Annotated in this window: 21 protein-coding genes; 12 read left to right on the top strand and 9 right to left on the bottom strand. The window is 68.7% G+C overall.

Annotated elements, in window-relative coordinates; genetic code table 11:
• Window positions 1–22 precede the first annotated feature (22 nt).
• Window positions 23–2,257 carry a catalase/peroxidase HPI gene (katG, locus tag AVR91_RS04605; protein ID WP_063271799.1) on the top strand — a complete coding sequence of 745 codons (2,235 nt, stop codon included), beginning with the start codon at window positions 23–25 and terminating at the stop codon, window positions 2,255–2,257.
• A gap of 54 nt (window positions 2,258–2,311) precedes the next feature.
• Here katG and AVR91_RS42375 read toward each other — a convergent pair whose 3' ends face one another.
• Entirely contained in the window at window positions 2,312–2,872 is a 561-nt protein-coding gene (locus AVR91_RS42375; RefSeq protein ID WP_228709123.1) for a DUF4383 domain-containing protein, read from the bottom strand.
• A gap of 55 nt (window positions 2,873–2,927) precedes the next feature.
• Here AVR91_RS42375 and AVR91_RS04595 point away from each other — a divergent pair, with 55 nt between their 5' ends.
• On the top strand, window positions 2,928–3,680 hold the full coding sequence (locus tag AVR91_RS04595) for a ZIP family metal transporter (protein WP_063271800.1): 753 nt from the start codon (window positions 2,928–2,930) through the stop codon (window positions 3,678–3,680).
• Between the two features lie 15 nt (window positions 3,681–3,695).
• Here AVR91_RS04595 and AVR91_RS04590 read toward each other — a convergent pair whose 3' ends face one another.
• The 3 genes from AVR91_RS04590 to AVR91_RS04580 are packed head-to-tail and all read right to left on the bottom strand — an operon-like array spanning window position 3,696 to window position 6,067.
• The gene (locus AVR91_RS04590) at window positions 3,696–4,151 is read right to left on the bottom strand and encodes an ester cyclase (RefSeq protein ID WP_063271801.1); all 456 of its coding nucleotides are present in this window, start codon (window positions 4,149–4,151) and stop codon (window positions 3,696–3,698) included.
• Window positions 4,148–5,044, bottom strand: a complete 897-nt coding sequence (locus tag AVR91_RS04585) for a hypothetical protein (protein WP_063271802.1) — start codon at window positions 5,042–5,044, stop codon at window positions 4,148–4,150. Before AVR91_RS04585 ends, AVR91_RS04590 begins: the two co-directional genes overlap by 4 nt.
• A 12-nt stretch (window positions 5,045–5,056) precedes the next feature.
• On the bottom strand, window positions 5,057–6,067 hold the full coding sequence (locus AVR91_RS04580; protein WP_063271803.1) for an SdiA-regulated/phytase-like domain-containing protein: 1,011 nt from the start codon (window positions 6,065–6,067) through the stop codon (window positions 5,057–5,059).
• A 191-nt stretch (window positions 6,068–6,258) separates the two neighbouring features.
• On the opposite strand from AVR91_RS04580, the gene AVR91_RS04575 reads away from it, so the two are divergent.
• From AVR91_RS04575 to AVR91_RS04560, 4 genes are read left to right on the top strand one after another with little or no spacing between them, the layout of a single operon-like run.
• A complete protein-coding gene (locus tag AVR91_RS04575) occupies window positions 6,259–7,659 on the top strand; it encodes a fatty acid desaturase (protein ID WP_063271804.1) in 1,401 nt (466 codons plus the stop codon).
• Window positions 7,656–7,850, top strand: a complete 195-nt coding sequence (locus AVR91_RS04570; protein WP_063271805.1) for a ferredoxin — start codon at window positions 7,656–7,658, stop codon at window positions 7,848–7,850. Before AVR91_RS04575 ends, AVR91_RS04570 begins: the two co-directional genes overlap by 4 nt.
• 2 nt (window positions 7,851–7,852) lie before the next feature.
• Window positions 7,853–9,061: an NAD(P)/FAD-dependent oxidoreductase gene (locus AVR91_RS04565; RefSeq protein WP_063271806.1), complete on the top strand. Its 1,209-nt coding sequence runs from the start codon at window positions 7,853–7,855 to the stop codon at window positions 9,059–9,061.
• A gap of 1 nt (window position 9,062) precedes the next feature.
• Window positions 9,063–9,689, top strand: a complete 627-nt coding sequence (locus AVR91_RS04560) for a TetR family transcriptional regulator (RefSeq protein WP_063271807.1) — start codon at window positions 9,063–9,065, stop codon at window positions 9,687–9,689.
• Here AVR91_RS04560 and AVR91_RS04555 read toward each other — a convergent pair.
• Window positions 9,663–10,244, bottom strand: a complete 582-nt coding sequence (locus AVR91_RS04555) for an AAA family ATPase (protein WP_063271808.1) — start codon at window positions 10,242–10,244, stop codon at window positions 9,663–9,665. The two genes, AVR91_RS04560 and AVR91_RS04555, sit on opposite strands and share 27 nt — an antisense overlap.
• Before the next feature lie 56 nt (window positions 10,245–10,300).
• On the opposite strand from AVR91_RS04555, the gene AVR91_RS04550 reads away from it, so the two are divergent.
• Window positions 10,301–10,603: a DUF1905 domain-containing protein gene (locus AVR91_RS04550; RefSeq protein WP_063271809.1), complete on the top strand. Its 303-nt coding sequence runs from the start codon at window positions 10,301–10,303 to the stop codon at window positions 10,601–10,603.
• Window positions 10,604–10,606: 3 nt separating this feature from the next.
• Here the strand turns inward: AVR91_RS04550 and AVR91_RS04545 are convergent, their stop codons facing one another.
• Window positions 10,607–11,587, bottom strand: coding sequence for an ArsR/SmtB family transcription factor (locus AVR91_RS04545; RefSeq protein ID WP_228709122.1), 981 nt, complete (start codon window positions 11,585–11,587; stop codon window positions 10,607–10,609).
• A 66-nt stretch (window positions 11,588–11,653) separates the two neighbouring features.
• On the opposite strand from AVR91_RS04545, the gene AVR91_RS04540 reads away from it, so the two are divergent.
• A complete protein-coding gene (locus AVR91_RS04540; protein WP_063271811.1) occupies window positions 11,654–12,838 on the top strand; it encodes an MFS transporter in 1,185 nt (394 codons plus the stop codon).
• Here the strand turns inward: AVR91_RS04540 and AVR91_RS04535 are convergent.
• On the bottom strand, window positions 12,825–13,046 hold the full coding sequence (locus AVR91_RS04535; protein WP_063271812.1) for a hypothetical protein: 222 nt from the start codon (window positions 13,044–13,046) through the stop codon (window positions 12,825–12,827). The two genes, AVR91_RS04540 and AVR91_RS04535, sit on opposite strands and share 14 nt — an antisense overlap.
• A 24-nt stretch (window positions 13,047–13,070) precedes the next feature.
• Window positions 13,071–15,101 carry an MMPL family transporter gene (locus AVR91_RS04530; RefSeq protein ID WP_063271813.1) on the bottom strand — a complete coding sequence of 677 codons (2,031 nt, stop codon included), beginning with the start codon at window positions 15,099–15,101 and terminating at the stop codon, window positions 13,071–13,073.
• Between the two features lie 100 nt (window positions 15,102–15,201).
• Between AVR91_RS04530 and AVR91_RS04525 the strand changes: the two genes are divergently transcribed.
• Both AVR91_RS04525 and AVR91_RS04520 read left to right on the top strand, forming a co-directional pair.
• Window positions 15,202–15,675, top strand: a complete 474-nt coding sequence (locus tag AVR91_RS04525; RefSeq protein WP_063271814.1) for a MarR family transcriptional regulator — start codon at window positions 15,202–15,204, stop codon at window positions 15,673–15,675.
• A gap of 12 nt (window positions 15,676–15,687) precedes the next feature.
• The gene (locus AVR91_RS04520; RefSeq protein WP_063271815.1) at window positions 15,688–17,160 is read left to right on the top strand and encodes an SDR family oxidoreductase; all 1,473 of its coding nucleotides are present in this window, start codon (window positions 15,688–15,690) and stop codon (window positions 17,158–17,160) included.
• 301 nt (window positions 17,161–17,461) lie between these two features.
• Here the strand turns inward: AVR91_RS04520 and AVR91_RS04515 are convergent, their stop codons facing one another.
• Window positions 17,462–18,472 carry a LacI family DNA-binding transcriptional regulator gene (locus tag AVR91_RS04515; protein ID WP_063271816.1) on the bottom strand — a complete coding sequence of 337 codons (1,011 nt, stop codon included), beginning with the start codon at window positions 18,470–18,472 and terminating at the stop codon, window positions 17,462–17,464.
• Between the two features lie 89 nt (window positions 18,473–18,561).
• On the opposite strand from AVR91_RS04515, the gene AVR91_RS04510 reads away from it, so the two are divergent.
• Window positions 18,562–19,491, top strand: a complete 930-nt coding sequence (locus AVR91_RS04510) for a carbohydrate ABC transporter permease (protein WP_083715263.1) — start codon at window positions 18,562–18,564, stop codon at window positions 19,489–19,491.
• Window positions 19,491–20,354 carry a carbohydrate ABC transporter permease gene (locus AVR91_RS04505; protein ID WP_063271817.1) on the top strand — a complete coding sequence of 288 codons (864 nt, stop codon included), beginning with the start codon at window positions 19,491–19,493 and terminating at the stop codon, window positions 20,352–20,354. The genes AVR91_RS04510 and AVR91_RS04505 overlap by 1 nt, the downstream gene beginning before the upstream one ends.
• Window positions 20,355–20,371 lie beyond the last annotated feature (17 nt).

Raw genomic sequence — 20,371 nt, 5'->3', positions numbered from 1 at the left:
TCTGATTCCCGGAAGGATTCCCGTGTCTGACAGCCCGGACGCCGTCATCGGCGAAATGAACGAAGAGAGCGCGGGCGGCTGCCCCGTCTCGTCGGGCCGCCGCAACCACCCCACCGAAGGCGCGGGCAACCGCGACTGGTGGCCGAACCAGCTCAACCTGAAGATCCTCCGGAAGCACTCCGCGGCTTCCGACCCCATGGACGCCGGGTTCGACTACGCCGCCGAGTTCAAGACCCTCGACCTCAATGAACTCGCCAAGGACGTCGACGCCGTCCTGACGACTTCGCAGGACTGGTGGCCCGCGGACTTCGGCCACTACGGCGGCTTCATGATCCGCATGGCGTGGCACAGCGCCGGTACCTACCGGATCGAGGACGGCCGCGGCGGCGCGGGCGCGGGCATGCAGCGCTTCGCCCCGCTGAACAGCTGGCCGGACAACGGCAACCTCGACAAGGCCCGCCGCCTGCTCTGGCCGGTCAAGAAGAAGTACGGCCGCAAGATCTCGTGGGCCGACCTGATGATCTTCACCGGCAACCGCGCGCTGGAGACCATGGGCTTCAAGACCTTCGGCTTCGCCGGTGGCCGCGCCGACGTCTGGGAGCCGGACGAGGACGTGTACTGGGGTCCCGAGCGCACCTGGCTCGGCGACGAGCGCTACAGCGGTGACCGTCAGCTCGAGGGCCCGCTGGCCGCCGTGCAGATGGGCCTCATCTACGTGAACCCGGAAGGCCCGAACGGCAACCCGGACCCGCTGGCCGCGGCCCGCGACATCCGCGAGACCTTCGGCCGGATGGCGATGAACGACGAGGAGACCGTCGCGCTGATCGCCGGTGGCCACAGCTTCGGCAAGACTCACGGCGCGGCCGACCCGGACAAGTACGTCGGGGCCGAGCCCGAGGGCGCTTCGATCGAGGAGCAGGGCCTCGGCTGGAAGAACAGCTTCGGCAGCGGCAAGGGACGCGACGCGATCACCAGTGGCCTGGAGGTCACCTGGACGCCGACCCCGACCCAGTGGAGCAACTGGTTCTTCCACAACCTCTTCGAGTACGAGTGGGAGCTGACCAAGAGCCCGGCGGGCGCCCACCAGTGGACGCCGAAGGACGGCAAGGCCAAGAACACCGTCCCGGACCCCGAGGACGGCAAGCTCAACCGCGCGCCCGGCATGCTCACCACCGACCTGGCGCTGCGTTTCGACCCGGTCTACGAGCAGATCTCGCGCCGGTTCTACGAGAACCCGGACCAGTTCGCGGACGCCTTCGCCCGCGCCTGGTTCAAGCTGACCCACCGCGACATGGGCCCGATCCAGCGTTACCTGGGCCCGCTGGTGCCGCAGGAGACGCTGATCTGGCAGGACCCGGTGCCCGCCGTCGACCACGAGCTGATCGACGACGCGGACATCGCCTCCCTCAAGGAGAAGCTGCTCGCTTCGGGCCTGTCGGTCTCGCAGCTGGTCTCGACCGCGTGGGCGTCGGCCTCGACCTTCCGCGGCAGCGACAAGCGCGGTGGCGCGAACGGTGCCCGCATCCGCCTCGAGCCGCAGCGTGACTGGGAGGTCAACGACCCGCAGACGCTGTCTCAGGTGCTGCGGACCCTCGAAGGTGTCCAGGAGGCCTTCAACGGCGCCCAGACCGGCGGCAAGAAGGTCTCGCTCGCCGACCTGATCGTGCTGGGCGGCGTTGCCGCCGTCGAGCAGGCGGCCAAGGACGCCGGCCACGAGGTCACCGTGCCGTTCACGCCGGGCCGCACCGACGCGACGGCGGAGCAGACCGACGTCGAGTCGTTCGCGCCGCTGGAGCCGACCGTGGACGGGTTCCGCAACTACCGGGGCAAGGGGCACCGTCTCCCGACGGAGTACCTGCTCATCGACCGCGCGAACCTGCTGAACCTGAGCGCGCCCGAGATGACCGTCCTCGTCGGCGGTCTGCGTGTCCTCGGCGCCAACGCCCAGCAGTCCCAGCACGGCGTGTTCACCGAGAAGCCGGGGGCGCTGACCAACGACTTCTTCACGAACCTGCTCGACATGGGCGTGCAGTGGACGGCCACGTCCGCCGACGCGGAGGTCTTCGAAGGCCGCGACTCCGCGACCGGCGAGGTCAAGTGGACCGGTACCCGGGCCGACCTCGTGTTCGGGTCGAACTCCGAGCTTCGCGCGGTGGCGGAGGTCTACGCCAGCGACGACGCCAAGGAGAAGTTCGTCCGCGACTTCGTGGCGGCGTGGGACAAGGTCATGAACCTCGACCGCTACGACGTGGCGTGATCAAGGTCTGAAAGAGTCCGGGCCCGTCGCTTCCGCGGCGGGCCCGGACCCTTTTCACTGGTGCTGCAGATCCGGTTCCGGATAGTCGCCCGCCTTGCGTTCGAGCGCGGTCGTGAAGACACCGAGCGCCATCATGCCGACGCCGAGGCCCAGATGCAGCCAGTTGTCGGCGACGTTGAACGGGAGGAAGTTCCCCGGGCTGCTCTGCGGGATCGCCAGGCCGACGATCCACAGGAGCAGGTAGATCCCGCCGCCGACCATGAGGAAGACGCGGGAAGCGGCGCGTTTGCGCGCGGCGAGCACGCCCACGACGCCGAACAGCAGGTGCACCAGGTTGTGCAGGATCGACACCGCGAAAACGCCGAACAACCGGGCTCCGGAATGGTGTCCCGCGAACTCCAGGCCGTCGTAGCCGGTGGTGATGCCCGGAATGAAGCCGAGGACGCCGACAAGCAGGAAGGCCGCGCCGACGACGAGCGCGCCACCTGCGGCGGACGCCGCGCGGCGCTCTTGCGTTGCTCCGCCGGGTGGGAACCACGCGCCGTGTCTTCTCGTTCCATGGCGGCCGGATACCCCGGCTGCGTTGGCGTAATCCTCCGGCGCGCGTCCGGCCACCGGGGCGTCCAGACTGAGGTGCGTCCGGGTTTCGAGCGGTGAGCGGGAGGAACGTGTGCCGGATCTGCTGGCGGCGGGTGGCTGGGGTCTCCTGGCCGGATCGGCCTTGCTACTCGGCGCCATGGTCGGTTTCCTGATCCGGATCCCGGGCCGGGCCGTCGCAGGCGTCATGGCTTTCGGAAGCGGCGTGCTGATCTCAGCCGTCTCCTTCGAGCTGATCGCCGAAGCACACGAAAAGGGCGGTTTCCTGCCGACCGCGCTCGGTGCGCTCGGCGGTGCCCTGGTCTACACCCTCGCGAACGTCGGACTCGCCCGGCGAGGTGCCCGTCATCGCAAACGCTCGGGTGACCAGCAGCCGTCCGAAGCCGATCAGGCAGGCTCCGGCACCGCCATCGCGCTCGGCGCCCTGCTGGACGGCGTCCCCGAATCGATGGTGATCGGCACCAGCCTGCTCGGCGGCGGAAGTGTCAGTGTCGTGACCGTGGCCGCCGTGTTCATCAGCAACGTCCCGGAAGGGCTGTCCAGCGCCGCCGGGATGAAGCGGGCGGGCCGGAGCCCGCGCTATGTCTTCGCGCTCTGGGGCGGAATCGCCGTGATCAGCGGTGTGGCGGCGTTGCTCGGCTACGGCGTTCTCGGCGAAGCGTCCGGTGCCGGCCTCGCGGTGATCACCGCGATCGCGGGAGGCGCGATCCTCGCCATGATCGCCGACACGATGATCCCCGAGGCGTTCGAAGACGCTCAGCTGTGGACCGGGTTGATCACGGTGACGGGTTTCCTCACCGCGTTCGGTCTATCCCGCCTCGGGTGATCATCGGCCTGCCGGTCAGACCTCGCCCGACGCCAGCAAGGTCAGCAGTTCGGCGTGCCCGGCCTGGGTGATCAGGCTGGCGGCGTCGAAGTAGATGCGCTCGTTGGTGATCCGGTCTTCGTCGAAGAAGAACACCGCGATGATCGGCACCCGGAACGCCTTGCCGGTCGGCGGACGGCCGTAGAACTCGCCGAGGTTGGTGCCGAGCAGGTCGAATTCGACGATGACCGACTCGTCGGCGAAGTGGTAGCGGACGTTGTCGTGCCGCTGGTCCGGGAACGCCGTGCGGGTCATGCGGTAGTACGCCATGACCTCTTCGCCGCCGTCGAAGATCTGCCCGGTCGCCATGATCTCGTAGTGCGGATGGCCGTTGAAGGTGCCCAGCGTCCGGTCGAACTCGTGGGCCACCTCGGTGTCCATGTGCTCTTCGATGATCTTGTGGCGGCGCTCGCGCAGGTCTTCGCTGATCACTGGTCCTCCGGCTCGTTCCTGGTCGCGATCCGGAGCCTACCGCCCGCGGCCTCGTCGTCGGTGCCGTAGAGCAGGCTGCGGCACGAGCGCGAGAGACAGGTCAACGCCTCGATCTTGTGGCCGGGGAAGTCGCCGATCCTCACCGGGACGGGGGAGAGCGCGATCGACCCGTCGGAGCGGAGCACGCCCGCTTCGTACACGGCCGAATCGAACGGTCCTTCGTCGCCGGGGTCGGAGGCGGCCGAGACCAGGACGCGGTCGTCCGCGGTGATCTCGACGTCCGAGGTGTGCCGGACGTCCGTGGCCGGGTACGGGACCCGGAACGGGATCGACTTCGGCTTCTTGAAGGACAGCTTCGAGACCGAGAACTCCGCGGAGTACAGCGTGGCGGGCCGGGCGTCCTGCCCGCGGTCCGCCCAGACCGCGAACAACCGGTCATTCACCTTTTTCAGTGCGAAACCCTCGTAGTTGTCCTTCGGGTCGCCTTTCGGTACCTGGAAAGTGCCGAGCACCTTCAGGTTCCGGTCCTTCAGCTTGAAGTGAAAGCCCTTGCCGTCGCTGGCCAGTGCGATGAACTCGCCGGTCTTCCCCGGCACCGGTTCGGCGGCTTCCAGGTCGACCGGGAGCTCGCCCGGCCAGTCGATCGAGTCCACCTTGGACACTTTGCCGTGCTCGAGCCGGACCCGGACCGCCCGGTTCTCTCCGGGTTTCTTGTTGTCCCGCAAGACAAGCGCGTCGACCCGGTCGTCGCCCTTGTCGAGGACGGCGATGCCGCTGGCGCCGGAGGTCATGCCGGTGCCGATGGATTCCCAGCCGTCGCCGGCGAGTGCCGCGGACGGCAGGAACAGGGGAATGGTCAGTGCCGGGAGAATCGCGAGGGAGGCGAATTTCATGTCGTGTCCCGTTCAGCCGCAGGAGAGGGTGCCGGCGCGGAGCGCGTGGCCGCTTTCGTTGCCGTCGTCGGCCCAGACCACCTGCTTGGTCCCGGAGGCGCACGTGGCCGAAATCGCGAAGCCTTCGTTGTTGTAGTCCGGCATGCCGCTGGGACGGTCGTACGTGGCCGTGACGGCGAACGCGCCCTGCGCGCCGACGGCGAGCGTCGCCGAATCGCCGCCGCAGTTGTCGTCGCAGACCGCCCACAGCTTGCCGGTGGAAGCCTCGTACTCGAGTTCCATGATCGAGTCGAGCCCGCTCGCGAAACTCGCGACCCGGGTGTACTTCCCGCCCGCCTGGTCGAGCGCGTAGGCGTAGATCATCCCGTTGCTCTCGAGACCGACGAGGTAGAGGCCGGTCCCGTGGCCGGGGTAGCTGCCCGGGTTGTACGGCGCCTTCGTGCGCTGGTCGACGAACCCCTTGGCGGTGAGGGCGCTGTCCGGGATCCACGAGACGGCTTCGAGGCCGTCGTTGGCCGAGACCTTCGGCAAATCCGGGGTCAGATCCCATTCGGCCTTCGCGCTGAGGGTTTTGGCCGTACCGGAGACGTCGTACCGGAGCACCTTGAGCGAGCTCGTCTTGCTGTTGTCGCCGTCGCGTTCGGTGGCCGCGACCACGCCGTCCGGGGTCGCCACGACGGCTTCGGCGTCGGGGTCGCCGCTGCCGCCGCGGTAGCGCAGCTGCTTGCCCGACGACCAGCCGTTTGCGGTGTCCGGCTGCCATTTCGAGCCGTTGCGCACGAGGCGGTAGAGGGTGCCAGGGCCGTTCTTGACCGCCCAGAGGACGTCGGGGCCGCTGAACGACAGGCCGCTCATATTGCCGCCGAGGACGTTCGAACCGTCGGCGTTCGTGACGGCGGAACCGCCCGGCCACGGGCTGTTCGCCGTAGTGGTCGCGGTGGCGGCGGTGGCGGGGAGGACCAGCAGGGCGGCGGCGACGGTGGCCACCGCGGCGGGTCGCATCCGGCGAGGTGATCTGGGCATTCGCGCTCCTTCGGGCGGACGAAGTGGGTCGCGGCGTGTCGTCACAAGTTAAGTAAGTTTCCTTACGAACACAAGATATCGCCAGATTCTCACGAAATGAAGCAACGCTGGGTTTACAAAAGGTGGCATCTTGTCAAATCAGGTGTACATCACCTATGGTTTTGTAAACCCAGCCAACGGAGGAGGGTGCGATGAGCGAGATGACGGGCACGATCCCGGCGGGCTCGACCGAACGCTGGACCGACGGCAAGCGATATCTGTGGCTGATCGGCCTGGTGGTGCCTTCGCTCGCGTTCCTGGCCATCGGCCTGCACGCGGCCACCGGCTGGGGGGTGTGGTTCTGGATCGGGCCGATCGTGATCCTGGTGATCGTGCCGCTGATCGACCTGGTGGCCGGGCTGGACCGCAGCAATCCGCCCGACGACGTGATCGAGCGGCTGGAGCGGGATCGCTACTACCGGTGGATCACCTTCGCGTTCCTGCCCATCCAGTACGCGGGTTTCGTGGTGGCGTTCTGGCTGATCGCCCGCGGCGACCTGTCCGTCGCGGACAAGATCGGCCTGGCGATCTCGATCGGCTGCATCGGCGGGATCGGCATCAACACCGCGCACGAACTCGGGCACAAGAAGGAGAGCCACGAGCGCTGGCTGTCGAAGATCGCGCTGGCGCAGAGCTTCTACGGCCACTTCTACATCGAGCACAACCGCGGCCACCACGTCCGGGTGGCCACTCCCGAGGACCCGGCGAGCAGCCGGGTGGGGGAGAGCTTCTACCGGTTCTGGCCGCGCACCGTGTTCGGCTCGCTGAAATCCGCGTGGGGGCTGGAGCGCAAGCGCTACGCCCGGCGCGACCGGCATCCGTTCCGGATCGGCAACGACGTGCTCAACGCCTGGCTGATGTCCGCGGTGCTGTGGGCGGCGATGGCCGTGTGGCTGGGGCCGGGGATCCTGCCGTACCTGGTGATCCAGGCGGTGGTCGGTTTCTCGCTGCTGGAGGTCGTGAACTACATGGAGCATTACGGCATGTGCCGGCAGATGGTCGGGCGGGCGAACCGCCGCCGGTACGAACGCGTGGACCCCAGCCACAGCTGGAACTCCAACAACATCGCCACCAACGTGCTGCTCTACCACCTGCAGCGGCACAGCGATCACCACGCCAACCCGACCCGCCGCTACCAGACGCTGCGTGATTTCGCGGAATCGCCGGTGCTCCCGACGGGCTACGCCGGGATGATCGTGCTGGCGCTGGTCCCGCCGGTCTGGCGGCGCGTGATGGATCCGCGGGTGCTCGCCCATTTCGACGGCGACATCTCCCGCGCCAACATCCAGCCGTCGAAACGGGCCAAAGTGCTGGCGCGGTACGGAACGCGGGTCACCGCGCCGTCGCGGCACGTCGCCGACACGCACGGCGACGCTACCGAGGGCGGGATGTGCCCCGGCTGCGGCTATGTGTACGACGAGAAACTCGGCGACCCGCGGGAGGGTTTCCCCGCCGGGACCCCGTGGTCGGCGATCCCGGATTCGTGGTGCTGCCCGGACTGCGGGGTGCGGGAGAAGGTCGATTTCGTGGCACCGGGAAGGGTTGGAGCATGATGAAGATCGAGGCTGACCGCACGAAATGCGACGGGCTGGGCATGTGCGAGGCGATGGCGCCCGACTTCTTCGAGGTGGGCGACGACGGCACGGTCGTGGTGCTCGACGAGCAGCCCGGTGAGGAACACCGCCAGGACCTGTCGGCCGCCGTCGACGCCTGCCCGGTCCTCGCCCTCAAACTGCGGGGCTGATCGTGACACTGGTCGTCGTGGGCGCGTCACTGGCCGGGTTGCGCGCGGTGGAGGCGGTGCGCCGGGACGGATACCGGGGCCGGATCGTGCTGATCGGCGCGGAGGACCACCCGCCCTACGACCGGCTCCCGCTGTCGAAGTCGTTCCTCGACGAGGAAGGACCCGGCAAGGTCGAGCCGTTCCACGGCGAGGACGCGTTGCGCGACGACTTCGGTGTCGAACTGATGCTCGGGGCCGCCGCGGACGGACTCGACACCACCGCCCGCGAGGTTTCGGTGGCGGGGACGATGGTTCCGTACGAGGCACTGGTGATCGCGACCGGCGCCACCGCGCGGCGGCTGCCCGGCAGCGAGGGGATCGCCGGGGTCCACACGTTGAGGACCGCCGAGGACGCGCTGGCGGTCCGTGCCGCGCTCGACGCCGGGGCACGCACGGTCGTGATCGGCGCGGGTTTCATCGGCTCGGAGGTCGCGGCCGCGGCACGGAAGCGCGGGCTGTCGTCGACGATCGTCGAGACACTCGACGTCCCGCTCACCCGGTCCGTCGGCGCCGAGGCCGGTGCGGTGTGCGCCGCGCTGCACCGGGCGGCGGGCACGGAACTGCGGTTGTCCACCACGGTCACCGGCCTGGAGTCCGACGGCGGCGTGGTGACCGGCGTCCGGCTTTCGACCGGCGAGGTGCTGCCCGCGGATCTGGTGGTCGCCGGCATCGGCGTCGTCCCGGCCACCGGCTGGCTGGCCGGCAGCGGGGTGCCGCTGCACGAGTGCGACGGCGGTGTGGTGTGCGACGCCACGCTCGCGACCGGAGTGCCCGGCGTGTACGCCGCCGGCGACGTCGCCCATGCCGCGAACCCGCTGTTCGACGGTGAGCTGATGCGGCTGGAGCACTGGACGAACGCCGCGGAGCAGGGTGCCGCGGCCGCTCGTCACGCGCTCGCCTCGGAAACGGCGAAGGCGCTGTCGCCGGTGCCGTACTTCTGGTCGGACTGGTACGACCACCGGATCCAGTTCGTCGGCACCCCGCGGGCGGACGAGGTGGTGACCGCCGTCCCGGAGTCCGGTGGTTTCACCGCGCTGTACCGGCGTGGGGACCGGATCGTCGGCGCGCTGACCGTCGACCGGCCGCGCGAGATCATGAAGTACCGTCGCCACATCGCCGGGCGGGCGCCGTGGCCCGAGGCGCTGGCGTTCGCCGCCGAATCGGCCGCCTAGAATGACGATCATGAGTGAGGCACCGGCTACGGGAGGTCCGTACCGTCAACCGATCGTCGCGTCGGCGATCGAGCTGACCGTGCGCTCCGGCTGGTCCTCGGTGACGATGAGCAAGCTCGCGGAGATCGTCGGCGTCAGCCGCCAGACCGTCTACAACGAACTCGGCTCGAAGACCCAGCTCGCCGAAGCGATGATCTCGCACGAACTCGGCCGGTTCCTCGCGGTGGTCCGGGACGCTTTCGAACGGCATCCCGAAGACCTCGTCGAGGCGATCCACGACGCCGTTCGCGGTGTCCTCGAACTCGCCGACGACAATCTCCTGCTGCGCGCCATCGTCTCGGCCACGCACGGCGCCGACACCGAGTTGCTGCCGCTGCTGACGGTGCGGGCCGGGAGCCTGCTGAGCGAAGCGACCGTGATGCTGCGTGGCCGTGTCCGCGCCTACGGCCCGCCGCTGGACGCCACGCAGCTGGATGTGGCGATCGACGTCGTGGTCCGGACCGTGCTGAGCCACGTCATGCAGCCGTCGGACACCCCGGCACGTACGGCCGACGCGCTGGCGTGGATGGCTTCGCGGGTGCTCGGCGCGACGACGACCCGGTCACTGCGGCATCTTTCGGAGAATTAAGGCCGCGGTCTCCGCCGGGTTCGAGCGGGTGTTGTCGATGCGCACGTGATCGTGCCGCTCGATCAGGTCCTGGGCATGGGTGCGCCGCGTGTCTTCGGTGTTCATGACGTAGTCGCGGTCGAATTCGAGCAGATTGGCGCGGGAGAAGTCGAGGTCCCGCTTGCTGGGCTTGCGGTCGAGGCGGAGCTCGGTGGTGTTCCGCTCGAGGCGCTCGTCGAGATCCGCGTACAGCTCGACGAAACGCGTCCTGCCTCCCCGCGACCGGACGATGTCGACGTACGAGGCGATGAGGTCGGTGTCCTCGGGGAGATCGAGGCCCCAGACGTAGGTGAAGACGAGGCCGGGAAGCGCGGCGTCGGCCGCCTCCTCGATGACGCGGCGGCGGAACTCGTTGACGAGTTTGCCGAAAGGCGGCGAGCCGAACGGGAAGATGCCGAGCACCGGCTCGATGGCCATGTGGTTGTGGAACAGCTTGAACCCGGTGAGCTTGCACAGTTCCTCGCCGACGGTCATCTTGCCGACGGCGGGTGGTCCGAAGATCACGACGAAATCCACTCGGCCACGGTAGCGGGGCGCGCGGAATTGTCGGTCCCGTATGCGACGCTCCACCGATGATCGTCGTGTTCGATGCCGAGCTCTGGGTCTGGGACGCCCGCCGTGGGGAGACCTGGACCTTCGTCAGCCTGCCCCAGGACATCTCCGAGGAGATCCGCGAGATCAGCGACGGGCCGCGCCGCGGGTTCGGTGCGGTCCGTGTCCAGGTCGGTATCGGCGGCAGCAAATGGAAGACGTCGATCTTCCCGGACTCCAAACGGGGTGCGTACGTGCTGCCGGTCAAGAAAGCGGTCCGCATGGCGGAGGGAATCGAGGAAGGTGATGTGGCGAAAGTGACCGTCGAGCTGATCGACCTCTGACCGTCAGAGCAACCGTTCACCGAGCGGCGTCGTCAGGTAGAGGACGCTGCGGCCGGAGCGTTCGCGTGCGACGAGTCCGCTGTCCCGCAGGACCTTGAGGTGCTGGGAGACGGCGCTCGGTGTCACGCCCAAGGCGCGCGCGAGGTCGGTCGTGGTCGCGGGGGAGGACAACGAGCTCAGGAGAGTGGCTCGCATCCGCCCAAGGAGTCGTACGGCGCTGGACTTGGCTGCACGTGTCCCGGCAGCCCACAGTGCGCCGGTTCCCCGCGCCGGATAGCGGATCGTGGTCTGGGTCGACGTGTTCTTCTTGATCAGGACATACGGCGAGCCGAGGACGACCGGCATCAGCACGAGACCGCCAGGTCCTCGTGTGACGACACTGTGCCGATTCCGCCAGCGCTCACCGGCGAGCGTCACCCGGTCGGCGCACCAGCGCAGATCCGGATGCAGATCCGCGAACAGACGCTCGGCACCGCCCGCGGTCAGTTGCCGCGCGCGGAATCCGACGTCGGCGTCCAGTACCGCTCGCATCCGCGGCCAATGCGGTGAGACGAGGCGATCGTGGGCTTCGCGCAGTTCGTCGGCGATTTCTCGCAGGCCGGATCGAGGATTGCCGGCCAGTGCGGCTGCGGCGCGGGGAAGCTTCGTGCCGAAGACCCGGTCGAGGCTCGCCCTTACCTGGGCTTCAGGGGTTCGCCGCACCGCGTCGAGGTCTTTTTCGAGCGATGCGCCCGAACCCCGAGGAGCGGGGACGAGGAACTCGGGCCAGCTGAGCCTGCCGTTGACGAGCAGTGGCCAAGTCCGGGGAAGATCGAGCGGCGCGCGATCGAGTTCTTCCCGCGCCCACCGCAGCCAGGGCAGATTGACCGGATTCGGATCGAGACCGGCGATCTGCAGCAGACAGGCCACGGTCTCGGACAGCGGCGAGATCGCGAACCGGGTCGCGGCCAGTTCGGCGACACCCAGCTCGATGGTCATCGGCATCGTCCGAGTATGTAGCCCAGACCTAAATGGTGTCCCCGGAACATCGGGCGCCGCCACGATCCGGCCATGCCCGACCTACCCCGCGCCTACCGACGGCTTTGGTGGGCCACCGGGATCGACAGTCTCGGCAACGGCGTCTTCACGGCGGCGTTGCCTCTGCTGGCGGTGACGGTGAGCCATGACGCCAGAGACGTCGCCCTGGTCTCCGCCGCGACGTACCTGCCGTGGCTTCTGCTGTCGCTCACCGCCGGCTCCGTGGTCGACAGGGTCGACCGGACGACGCTCATGTGGCGGACGCAGGCGCTCCAAGCCCTGATCGTCGGCGTGCTCACCGCGCTCGTCGCGGCAGGGGCCATCACCGTGCCCGTGCTCGTCCTGCTCGCGTTCGCGCTGGGGGCGTGCGACGTCTTCTATGACAACGCGGCGCAGACGGCGGTTCCGGATCTCGTCCCGAAAGGCTTGCTGCACCAGGCGAACGGCAGGCAGCAGGTGGCGATGATCGTGGGCAGGCAGTTCCTGGGCCCGCCTCTCGGGAGTCTCTTCTTCGCACTCGCCTGGACGTTGCCGTTCGCCGTCGACGCCCTGTCGTTCGTCGTCGCCGCGGTGCTCCTCGCGAAGCTGCCCAGACGAGGTGGTCAGGCGGAAAGCGTGAAAGTCCTCGACGGACTCCGGTGGCTGATGAGACACCGCCTGCTTCGTACTCTCGCGGTGCTGTTGGGCATCAACACCTTCTGTGGTCAGCTCGGGAACGCGACGCTCGTCCTCTTCGTGACCGACGTGCTGCACCTCGGCGAGGGAGTGTTCGGTCTGCTGCTCGCCGGTGCGGCGATCGGCGGCGTCGTGGGCGGGCTGGTGATCACTCGGCTGGTCGCCTGGCTCGGCGACCTCCGCGCGCTGCTCGTCTCCCTCGCCGTGAACGCCGTCGTTTTCGCCGGAATGGGGTTCAGCCCGAACATCGCCGTACTCGGTGGGTTCTGGGCGGTGAGCAGTTTCGTGACGACCATTTGGAACGTGGTCACCGTCGGCGTCCGGCAACAGGAGGTTCCGCCGGCTCTGCTCGGCCGGGTCAACAGCGTCTACCGGCTACTCGGCTGGGGACTGATGCCGCTCGGCGCGCTGACCGGCGGGCTGCTCGCGCACAGGTTCGGGCTTCGCGTTCCCTATCCCGTCGCGGGCGTCGCGCGCGGTCTCGCGCTCCTGGCCGCGCTTCCGGTGCTCATCCCGGCTATGCGGGGCACTACTCCTCGGTGAGCTCGGCCAGCTGATCCGCGGCGTCCTGGTTCCCGCCTGCGGCCAGCCGACGTAGCTCGTCCAGCGCGCCCAGTTCGGTCGCCGTTTCGATCAGCTGATCCACCGCGTCGCTGCTGCCGGCGTCGGCCAGCCGCCGGAGTTCGGCCAGGTCACCGCGTTCGGCGGCGTCCTGGATCTGCTCGTCGACGGCGTCCTGGTCAGCGCTCATGGTCACCAGGTTACGGGCAAGGCGTCATTCCCGGCCGGTCTTTGCCAGTTTCGACGGCCACCAGATCTTCCGTCCGACGTCCACCGTCAGAGCCGGGACCAGCAGCGAACGGACCAGGAGCGTATCGAGAAGGACGCCGAACGCGACGATGAAAGCCAGCTGTGCCAGGAAGAGGATCGGCAGGACCGCGAGGGCGGCGAAGGTCGCGGCCAGCACCACGCCGGCGGACGTGATCACGCCGCCGGTGACACGCAGACCCCGCAGCGTCCCGTCCCGCGTGCCGATCCTGCCCGCCTCTTCGCGGACCCTCGTCATCAGGAAGATGTTGTAGTCGATCCCCAGCGCGACAAGGAAGACGAAGCCGAACAGCGGGACGACTGGGTCGGCACCGGGGAAGTCGAAGACGTGGTTGAACACCAGCGCCGACACTCCCATCGTCGCGGCGAAGGACAGCACCACCGTGCCGATCAGCAGGAGCGGCGCCAGCAGTGATCGCAACAGCAACGCGAGCACGAGGAAGATCACGACCAGGACGATCGGGATGATCACCATCCGGTCGTGCTCCGAGGTATCCCTTGTGTCGAGCAGCGTCGCCGTGGGCCCGCCGACCTTGGTGCCGTCGACGGTGTGCACGGCGTCGCGGATCCGTTGCACCGTCGCGACGGCCGCGTCGGAGTCCGGGGGATCGGCGAGCACGGCGTCGATCTTCGCGAGCCCGCCCGCTTCGGGGCCTTGCCGGACGTCGGAGACGCCGGGGACACGCGCCAGCGCGGTGACGGCCTGAGCCTGGCCGGCGGGGGTGATGATCACCGTCGGCGAGCCGGAGCCACCGGGGAAGTAGCGCGAGAGGACTTCTTGTCCCGCGACGGAATCGACCGGTGTGAGGAAGACGTCGGACTGCGCGGTGCCGGACGCCTTGAGCTGGGGGAGGAACGCGCCGCCCGCGAGCAGGACGACGGTCGTGACGATCCAGATCGTGCGCGGTGCGCGGGCGACCAGGCCCGACACGCGTGCCCAAAGTCCGCCGGTCTCGTCGCGAGGCGGGGTCACCGCCGGGCGGAAGGGCCAGAAGGCGTTGCGCCCGCACAAGGCCAGCACGGCGGGCAGGAACGTGATGGTCGTGATGAACGCGGCACCGATGCCGATGGCGGCGACCGGGCCGAGCCCCTTGTTGGAGTTCAGATCGCTGAACAGCAGGCACAGCACGCCGAGGATCACGGTCCCGGCGGAGGCCGCGATCGGCTCGATGGTCGAGCGCCAGGCCGTGCGGAGCGCGGTGCGGGCGTCGCCGGTCGTCCGGAGTTCTTCGCGATAGCGCGAGATCATCAGGAGCGCGTAGTCGGTGGCGGCGCCGAAGACGAGAATGAACAGGATCCCCTGGCTCTGTCCGTTCAGTGCCAGCACGTCGTGATCCGCGAGCAGGTACACCGCGAGACTCGCCGTGCCCAGCGCGAACACCGCCGACAGCAGGACGAGCACGGGAAGGAGCGGGCTGCGGTAGACGATGACCAGGATGACCGCGACCACCGCGCCCGCGACCAGGAGCAGCAGCCCGTCGATCCCGCCGAACGCCTCCTTGAGGTCGGCGACCTGCGCGGCGGGGCCGGTCACCAGCACTTTCAACCCGTCCGGGGTGTCGCGGGCGAGCGACTCCCGCAGTGTCTCGACGCCGTCGCCGGGGTCGGTCGTGGCGTCCAGGAGTACGACCACCTGCGCGCCCGCGTCGCTCTGCGGGGCAGGCACGAGCCGCGCGTTCGACGTCCGGTCGGCGAGGAACCGCTTGTCGGCCTCGGTCAGGCCGGACGGCCGCTCGGCGACGACGATCGCCGGGATGACAGCGGCACTGGAGAACTGTTTCTGGAGTTCGCCCACTTCGGTCGCTTCGGCCGACGCCGGCAGGAAACTGCTGCTGTCGTTCTCCGTGACCTGGCTGAGCTTGCCCGCGTACGGGCCGCTGAAGCCGCCGAAGATCAGCCAGGCGACCGCCACCAGGGCCGGGAGCAGCCACCGCAGACGTGACCGCGTGCGGGCGGGACGTTCGACTTCCGAGATCATGGACGGATGGCTCCAGTGCTACTTCGACGAGTGAATAGTTCGACCATCGAAATAGTAGAGTGGTCACCCGGACGGGGCAACGTGAGGGGAGCTACCCGACATGGCTGAGGACGCCGGACAGGTCACGGACGACCTGCTCGTACTCCTGCTGCGGCAGCTGACCGTCGAAGCGGACCGGTTCGCGGAAATGTTCGGGGAGAAGCACGGCCTGCACCGGACCGACCTCAACGCGCTCGCGGTGATCATGGACGCCGCCAGGATGGGGGCGCCGATGAGTCCGAGCACGCTCGCGAGCGCGTTGCACCTGAGCGCGTCGGCGACGACGGCGGTGCTGGACCGGCTGGAGCGGGCCGGGCACGTCCATCGCGACCGGAGCGCGACCGACCGGCGCAAGGTCGAGCTGCGGATGCACGAGAAGGCGCGGGAGATCGGCGCCGAGTTCTTCCTGCCTCTCGGAAAGCGCTACGCCGAAGCGTGGCGGGAGATGGGGGAGGACGAGCGTCGGACGGTCGCCCGGTTCCTTCGGGGCACCATCGCCGCGACTGTCGAAGTGCGGGGCCGGCTGGCACCGTGAACACTCGGGAGCATGCGATGTGTGGTGCTCGGGGCGACGGGTTATGTCGGCGGACGGCTGGTGCCGCAACTGCTCGAAGCGGGTCACGAGGTCCGGGTGGTGGCCCGCTCGCCGGAGAAGGTCGCCGAGGAACCGTGGCGTGACCGTGTCGAGGTCGAACGAGGGGACGTCACGGATCCGTCCTCGATCGAGACGGCCCTGACCGGCTGCGAGGTCGTCTACTACCTCGTGCATTCGTTGGCGCGCAAGGACTTCGTCGACGTCGACCGCGAGGGGGCGAAAACCGTCGCCGAGGCGGCCAAGACGGCGGGCGCGCGGCGGCTGGTGTACCTGGGCGGCATCGTGCCGGACGACGAGGAGTTGTCGCCACACCTGGCGTCGCGCGCCGAAGTGGGCCGGGTCCTGCTCGACTCCGGGGTGCCCGCGATCGTCCTGCAGGCCGCGGTGATCATCGGCTCCGGCTCGGCGAGTTTCGAAATGCTGCGCTACCTGACGGAGCGGCTCCCGGCGATGGTCACGCCGCGCTGGGTGCGCAACCGCATCCAGCCGATCGCGATCCGGGACGTGCTGCACTACCTCGTGCACGCCGCGGACCTGCCCTCCGACGTGAACGGTGCCTTCGACATCGGCGGGCCCGACGTGCTGACCTATTTGGACATGATGCGCCGTTACGCCGTCGTGGCGGGCTTGCCGAGGCGTGCCGTCGTGCCGGTGCCGGTGCTGACCCCGTGGCTGTCCGCGCAATGGGTCAACCTGGTCACGCCCGTGCCGAAGGCGATCGCGGTACCGCTGATCGAGTCGCTGGTGCACGAGGTCGTCTGTCACGACCACGCGATCGCCGAGCACATCCCCGACCCGGAAGCCGGGTTGACCCACTACGAGCGCGCCGTCGAACTGGCGCTGTCCCGGATCCGGAACGCCGACGTGCCGACCCGCTGGTCGGACGCGTCGGGTGACGTGGCGCCCTCGGATCCGCTGCCGAGCGATCCGGACTGGGCGGGCGGGACCGTCTACGAGGACAAACGCGAGCAGCGGACGGACGCCTCGCCGGAGGCGCTGTGGGACGTCATCGAGTCCATCGGCGGCGAACACGGGTGGTACTCGTTCCCGCTGGCCTGGTCGGTCCGCGGCTGGGCCGACCGGCTGGTCGGCGGCGTCGGGTTGCGGCGCGGCAGGCGGGATCCGCGACGGCTGCATCTCGGCGAGGCACTGGACTGGTGGCGCGTCGAATACCTCGACCGGCCGCGGCTGCTGCGGTTGCGCGCGGAGATGAAGCTGCCGGGCCGCGCCTGGCTCGAACTCGGCGTCGAGTCCGATGAGGACGGTCGGACGATCTACCGGCAGCGCGCGGTGTTCGAGCCGCACGGGCTGGCCGGGCACGCGTACTGGAAAGGGATCGCGCCGTTCCACGGTGTCGTCTTCGGTGGCATGGTCCGCAACATCACCGGTGCCGCGCAAGGAGAAGCCGGTGTATCCGGGAGCTGACGGGGACTTCGAACCGGTGCGGCGTCGTGGCCGCTGGGTGTTGTTGTGGCGAGTGGGGCATCGGGCTTACCTATTGAGAGGGAAGGCGAACGTATCGTCGTGAGCCGATCACGATGTCGATGGTCCACAAGGACACGTTGGCTACCTACCGGCTTCCGGCCTACGGTCCGTGGACGTGCTGGAGGTGTGTCGCCTGGGTGGTACCGGGCTCGGCCACGGCCGACGTTGCGAAAGCCACTTTCGCAACCTTCAACGTTGCGAAAGTGGCTTTCGCAACCCCCGCGCGCGTATAGGCTCGCCTTCAGTGAGCTGGTGGGGCGGTGCTGGAGCGCACGACGAGTTCGGTCGGGACGCTGATCGCCTCCGTCGCCCCCGCCTCGGACATCCCGGCCAGAAGGGCAGCGACGGCTCGCTTCCCGACCTCGCCGAACGACTGCCGGACGGTGGTGAGCGGCGGCCAGAAATGGGCGGCCTCGTCCATGTCGTCGAAGCCGACGACGCTCACCTCGCCAGGAACGGACCGGCCCTTTTCGTGGAGCGCTCGCAACAGCCCGAGCGCCATCTGGTCGTTGGCGGCGAACACGGCGGTGACGGCGGGATCGCCCGCCAGCCGGACGCCGTGTTCGTACCCGGACCGCGACGACCAGTCGCCGGTGAGCGGTGGCGGCACGTTCCTTCCCGCGTCCTCCAAGGTCTCCTGCCACGACTTCCGGCGGCGTTCGGCCGCGTAGGACTCGGGCGGTCCGGCCACGTGCCAGACGGTCTCGTGGCCGAGGTCGAGCAGATGCCTGGTCGCGGCGGTGGCGCCGGAGGCCTGGTCGAAGTCGACCACCGGATGGTCGCGCCGCCCGCCCGCGTCGATGACGACGACCGGGAGCCCGTGGGGGAGTTCGATCTCGCTCTGGTCCAGTTCGTGTTGTTCGATCAGGATGATGACGCCGTCGACGGCCTGCTCGTCCAACCTGCTGAAGGCTCCCGACACCTCGCCTTGGGACGGCCTGCTCACCGGCATGAGGACGATCGAGAACCCTTCGACGGCGGCCGCGGACGCGACGGCGTCGAGGGTCCGGCTGTTGCCGAACGTCGAGAGCGCGGAGATGATCACGCCGATGCTGCGGAAGCGGCCGTTGCGCAGCGCGCGGGCGGCGCTGTTGGGGCGGTAGCCCACCCGGCGCATGGCGGCGAGCACGCGTTCGCGCGTCGCCTCGTCGACGTTCGACCTGCCGTTCGCGACCCGGGAGACGGTCTGGCCGGACACGCCGGCTTCCCTGGCGACGTCGGCCATCGACGGCCCGCGGCCGCTCCTGGACATGTTCACGTCAACACGATAGCCTCCGCCGGTCTGATGTTGACGTAAACATCTCACGAGCCGCGCCATTCTCGCCAGAATCCGGAGGGACGATGACGTCCACAGCGGTCGCGCCGACGCCGGCGCCGCCCCGCCGTGCGGCCCCCGCGCGCCGCGCCCGCCGCGACTGGCGAGGCTGGCTTTTCGTCGCACCGTTCATGCTGGTGTTCGCCCTGACCTTCCTGGCCCCGATCGGCTACGCGTTCGTCCTGAGCCTGTTCCGTGATCAGGCCTTCTTCGGGGGCACGAAGTTCGTCGGGGTGGACAACTACGCGCAGGTGCTGGCCGACCCGAAGTTCTGGGACTCCTTCCAGCGGGTGCTGGTGTTCCTAGTCGTTCAGGTGCCGATCATGCTGGTGCTCGCGCTGATCGCGGCGCTGGCGATCGACAGCGCCCGGCTGCACGCCGCCGGTTTCTTCCGGGTCGTGATCTTCCTGCCCTACGCCGTGCCCGCCGTGGTCGCCGCGCTGATGTGGGGATTCCTCTACGGCGACCATTTCGGGCTGGCCGCCGACCTGAACCACCTGCTCGGCCGCGACGTGGTGAAACCGTTGTCGGACAACTGGATGCTCGCTTCCATCGGCAACGTCGTCACCTGGGAGTTCGCCGGGTACAACATGCTCATCTTCTACTCCGCGCTGAAGGTGATCCCCAAGGAGCAGTTCGAGGCCGCGGCGATCGACGGCGCCGGCGCGTTCCGCACCATCCTGAGCGTGAAGCTGCCCGCGCTGCGTGGGGCGATCGTCATCGCGACGATCTTCTCGATCATCGGCAGCTTCCAGCTGTTCAACGAGCCGAACATCATGCGCACCCTGGCGCCCAACGTGATCGGCACCTTCTACACGCCGAACATGTACGCCTACAACCTTTCCTTCGGCGCGCAGCAGTACAACTACTCCGCCACCGTGGCGATCGTGATGGGCGTCATCACCGCGATCATCGCCTATGTCGTGCAGCTGCGCGGATCCCGGAAGGGGATGTGATGGCGACGTTCTCGGTGACGCGGCCACGGAAGTCGCGTGTCCTCACCGCCGTCATGGCGCTGTACCTGATCTACACGCTCGTGCCGCTGGTGTGGCTGGTGATCAACGCGACCAAGACGCAGCCCGCCCTGTTCACCACGTCGGGCCTGGCGTTCGGCGGGCCGTTCGCGTTGTTCGACAACATCGGCGAGACCTTCACCTACGACAACGGGATCTTCCTGCGCTGGCTGGGGAACACGCTGCTCTACGTCGTGGCGGGTGCCGGGGGAGCGACCGTCCTCGCCACCGCGGCCGGATACGGCCTGGCGAAGTACCGTTTTCCCGGCCGCCGTGCGGTGTTCGCGGTCGTGCTCGGCGCGGTCGCGGTCCCCGGTACGGCGCTCGCGGTGCCGACCTTCCTGATGTTCAGCGAACTCGGCCTCACCAACACGCCGCTCGCGATCATCATCCCGTCGCTCATCAGCCCGTTCGGCCTGTACCTGATCTGGGTGTACGCCTCCGACGCGATCCCCGACGAACTGCTGGAAGCGGCGCGGATCGACGGCGCGGGGGAGATCCGCATCTTCCTCACCGTGACACTGCGCCAGCTGGCGCCGGGGATCGTCACGGTGGCCCTGTTCACCGTGGTGTCCACTTGGAACAACTACTTCCTGCCGCTGATCATGCTCAGCGAGCCGAAGTGGTATCCGCTCACCGTCGGCCTCAACCAGTGGAGCGCCCAGGCCTCCGGTGCAGGCGCCCAGCCGGTGTACCACCTGGTGCTGACCGGTTCGCTGCTCACCATCGTCCCGCTCGTCATCGCCTTCCTGCTCATGCAGCGCTACTGGCAGTCCGGCCTGAGCGCGGGCAGCGTCAAGCAATGATCACCGTCCCGAAAGGA

The organism is Amycolatopsis keratiniphila subsp. keratiniphila (assembly GCF_001620365.2).
Taxonomy (GTDB): Bacteria; Actinomycetota; Actinomycetes; order Mycobacteriales; family Pseudonocardiaceae; genus Amycolatopsis; species Amycolatopsis keratiniphila.
Note: the sequence above shows the minus strand (reverse complement) of the source record. Positions and strands in the feature narration are given on the sequence as shown.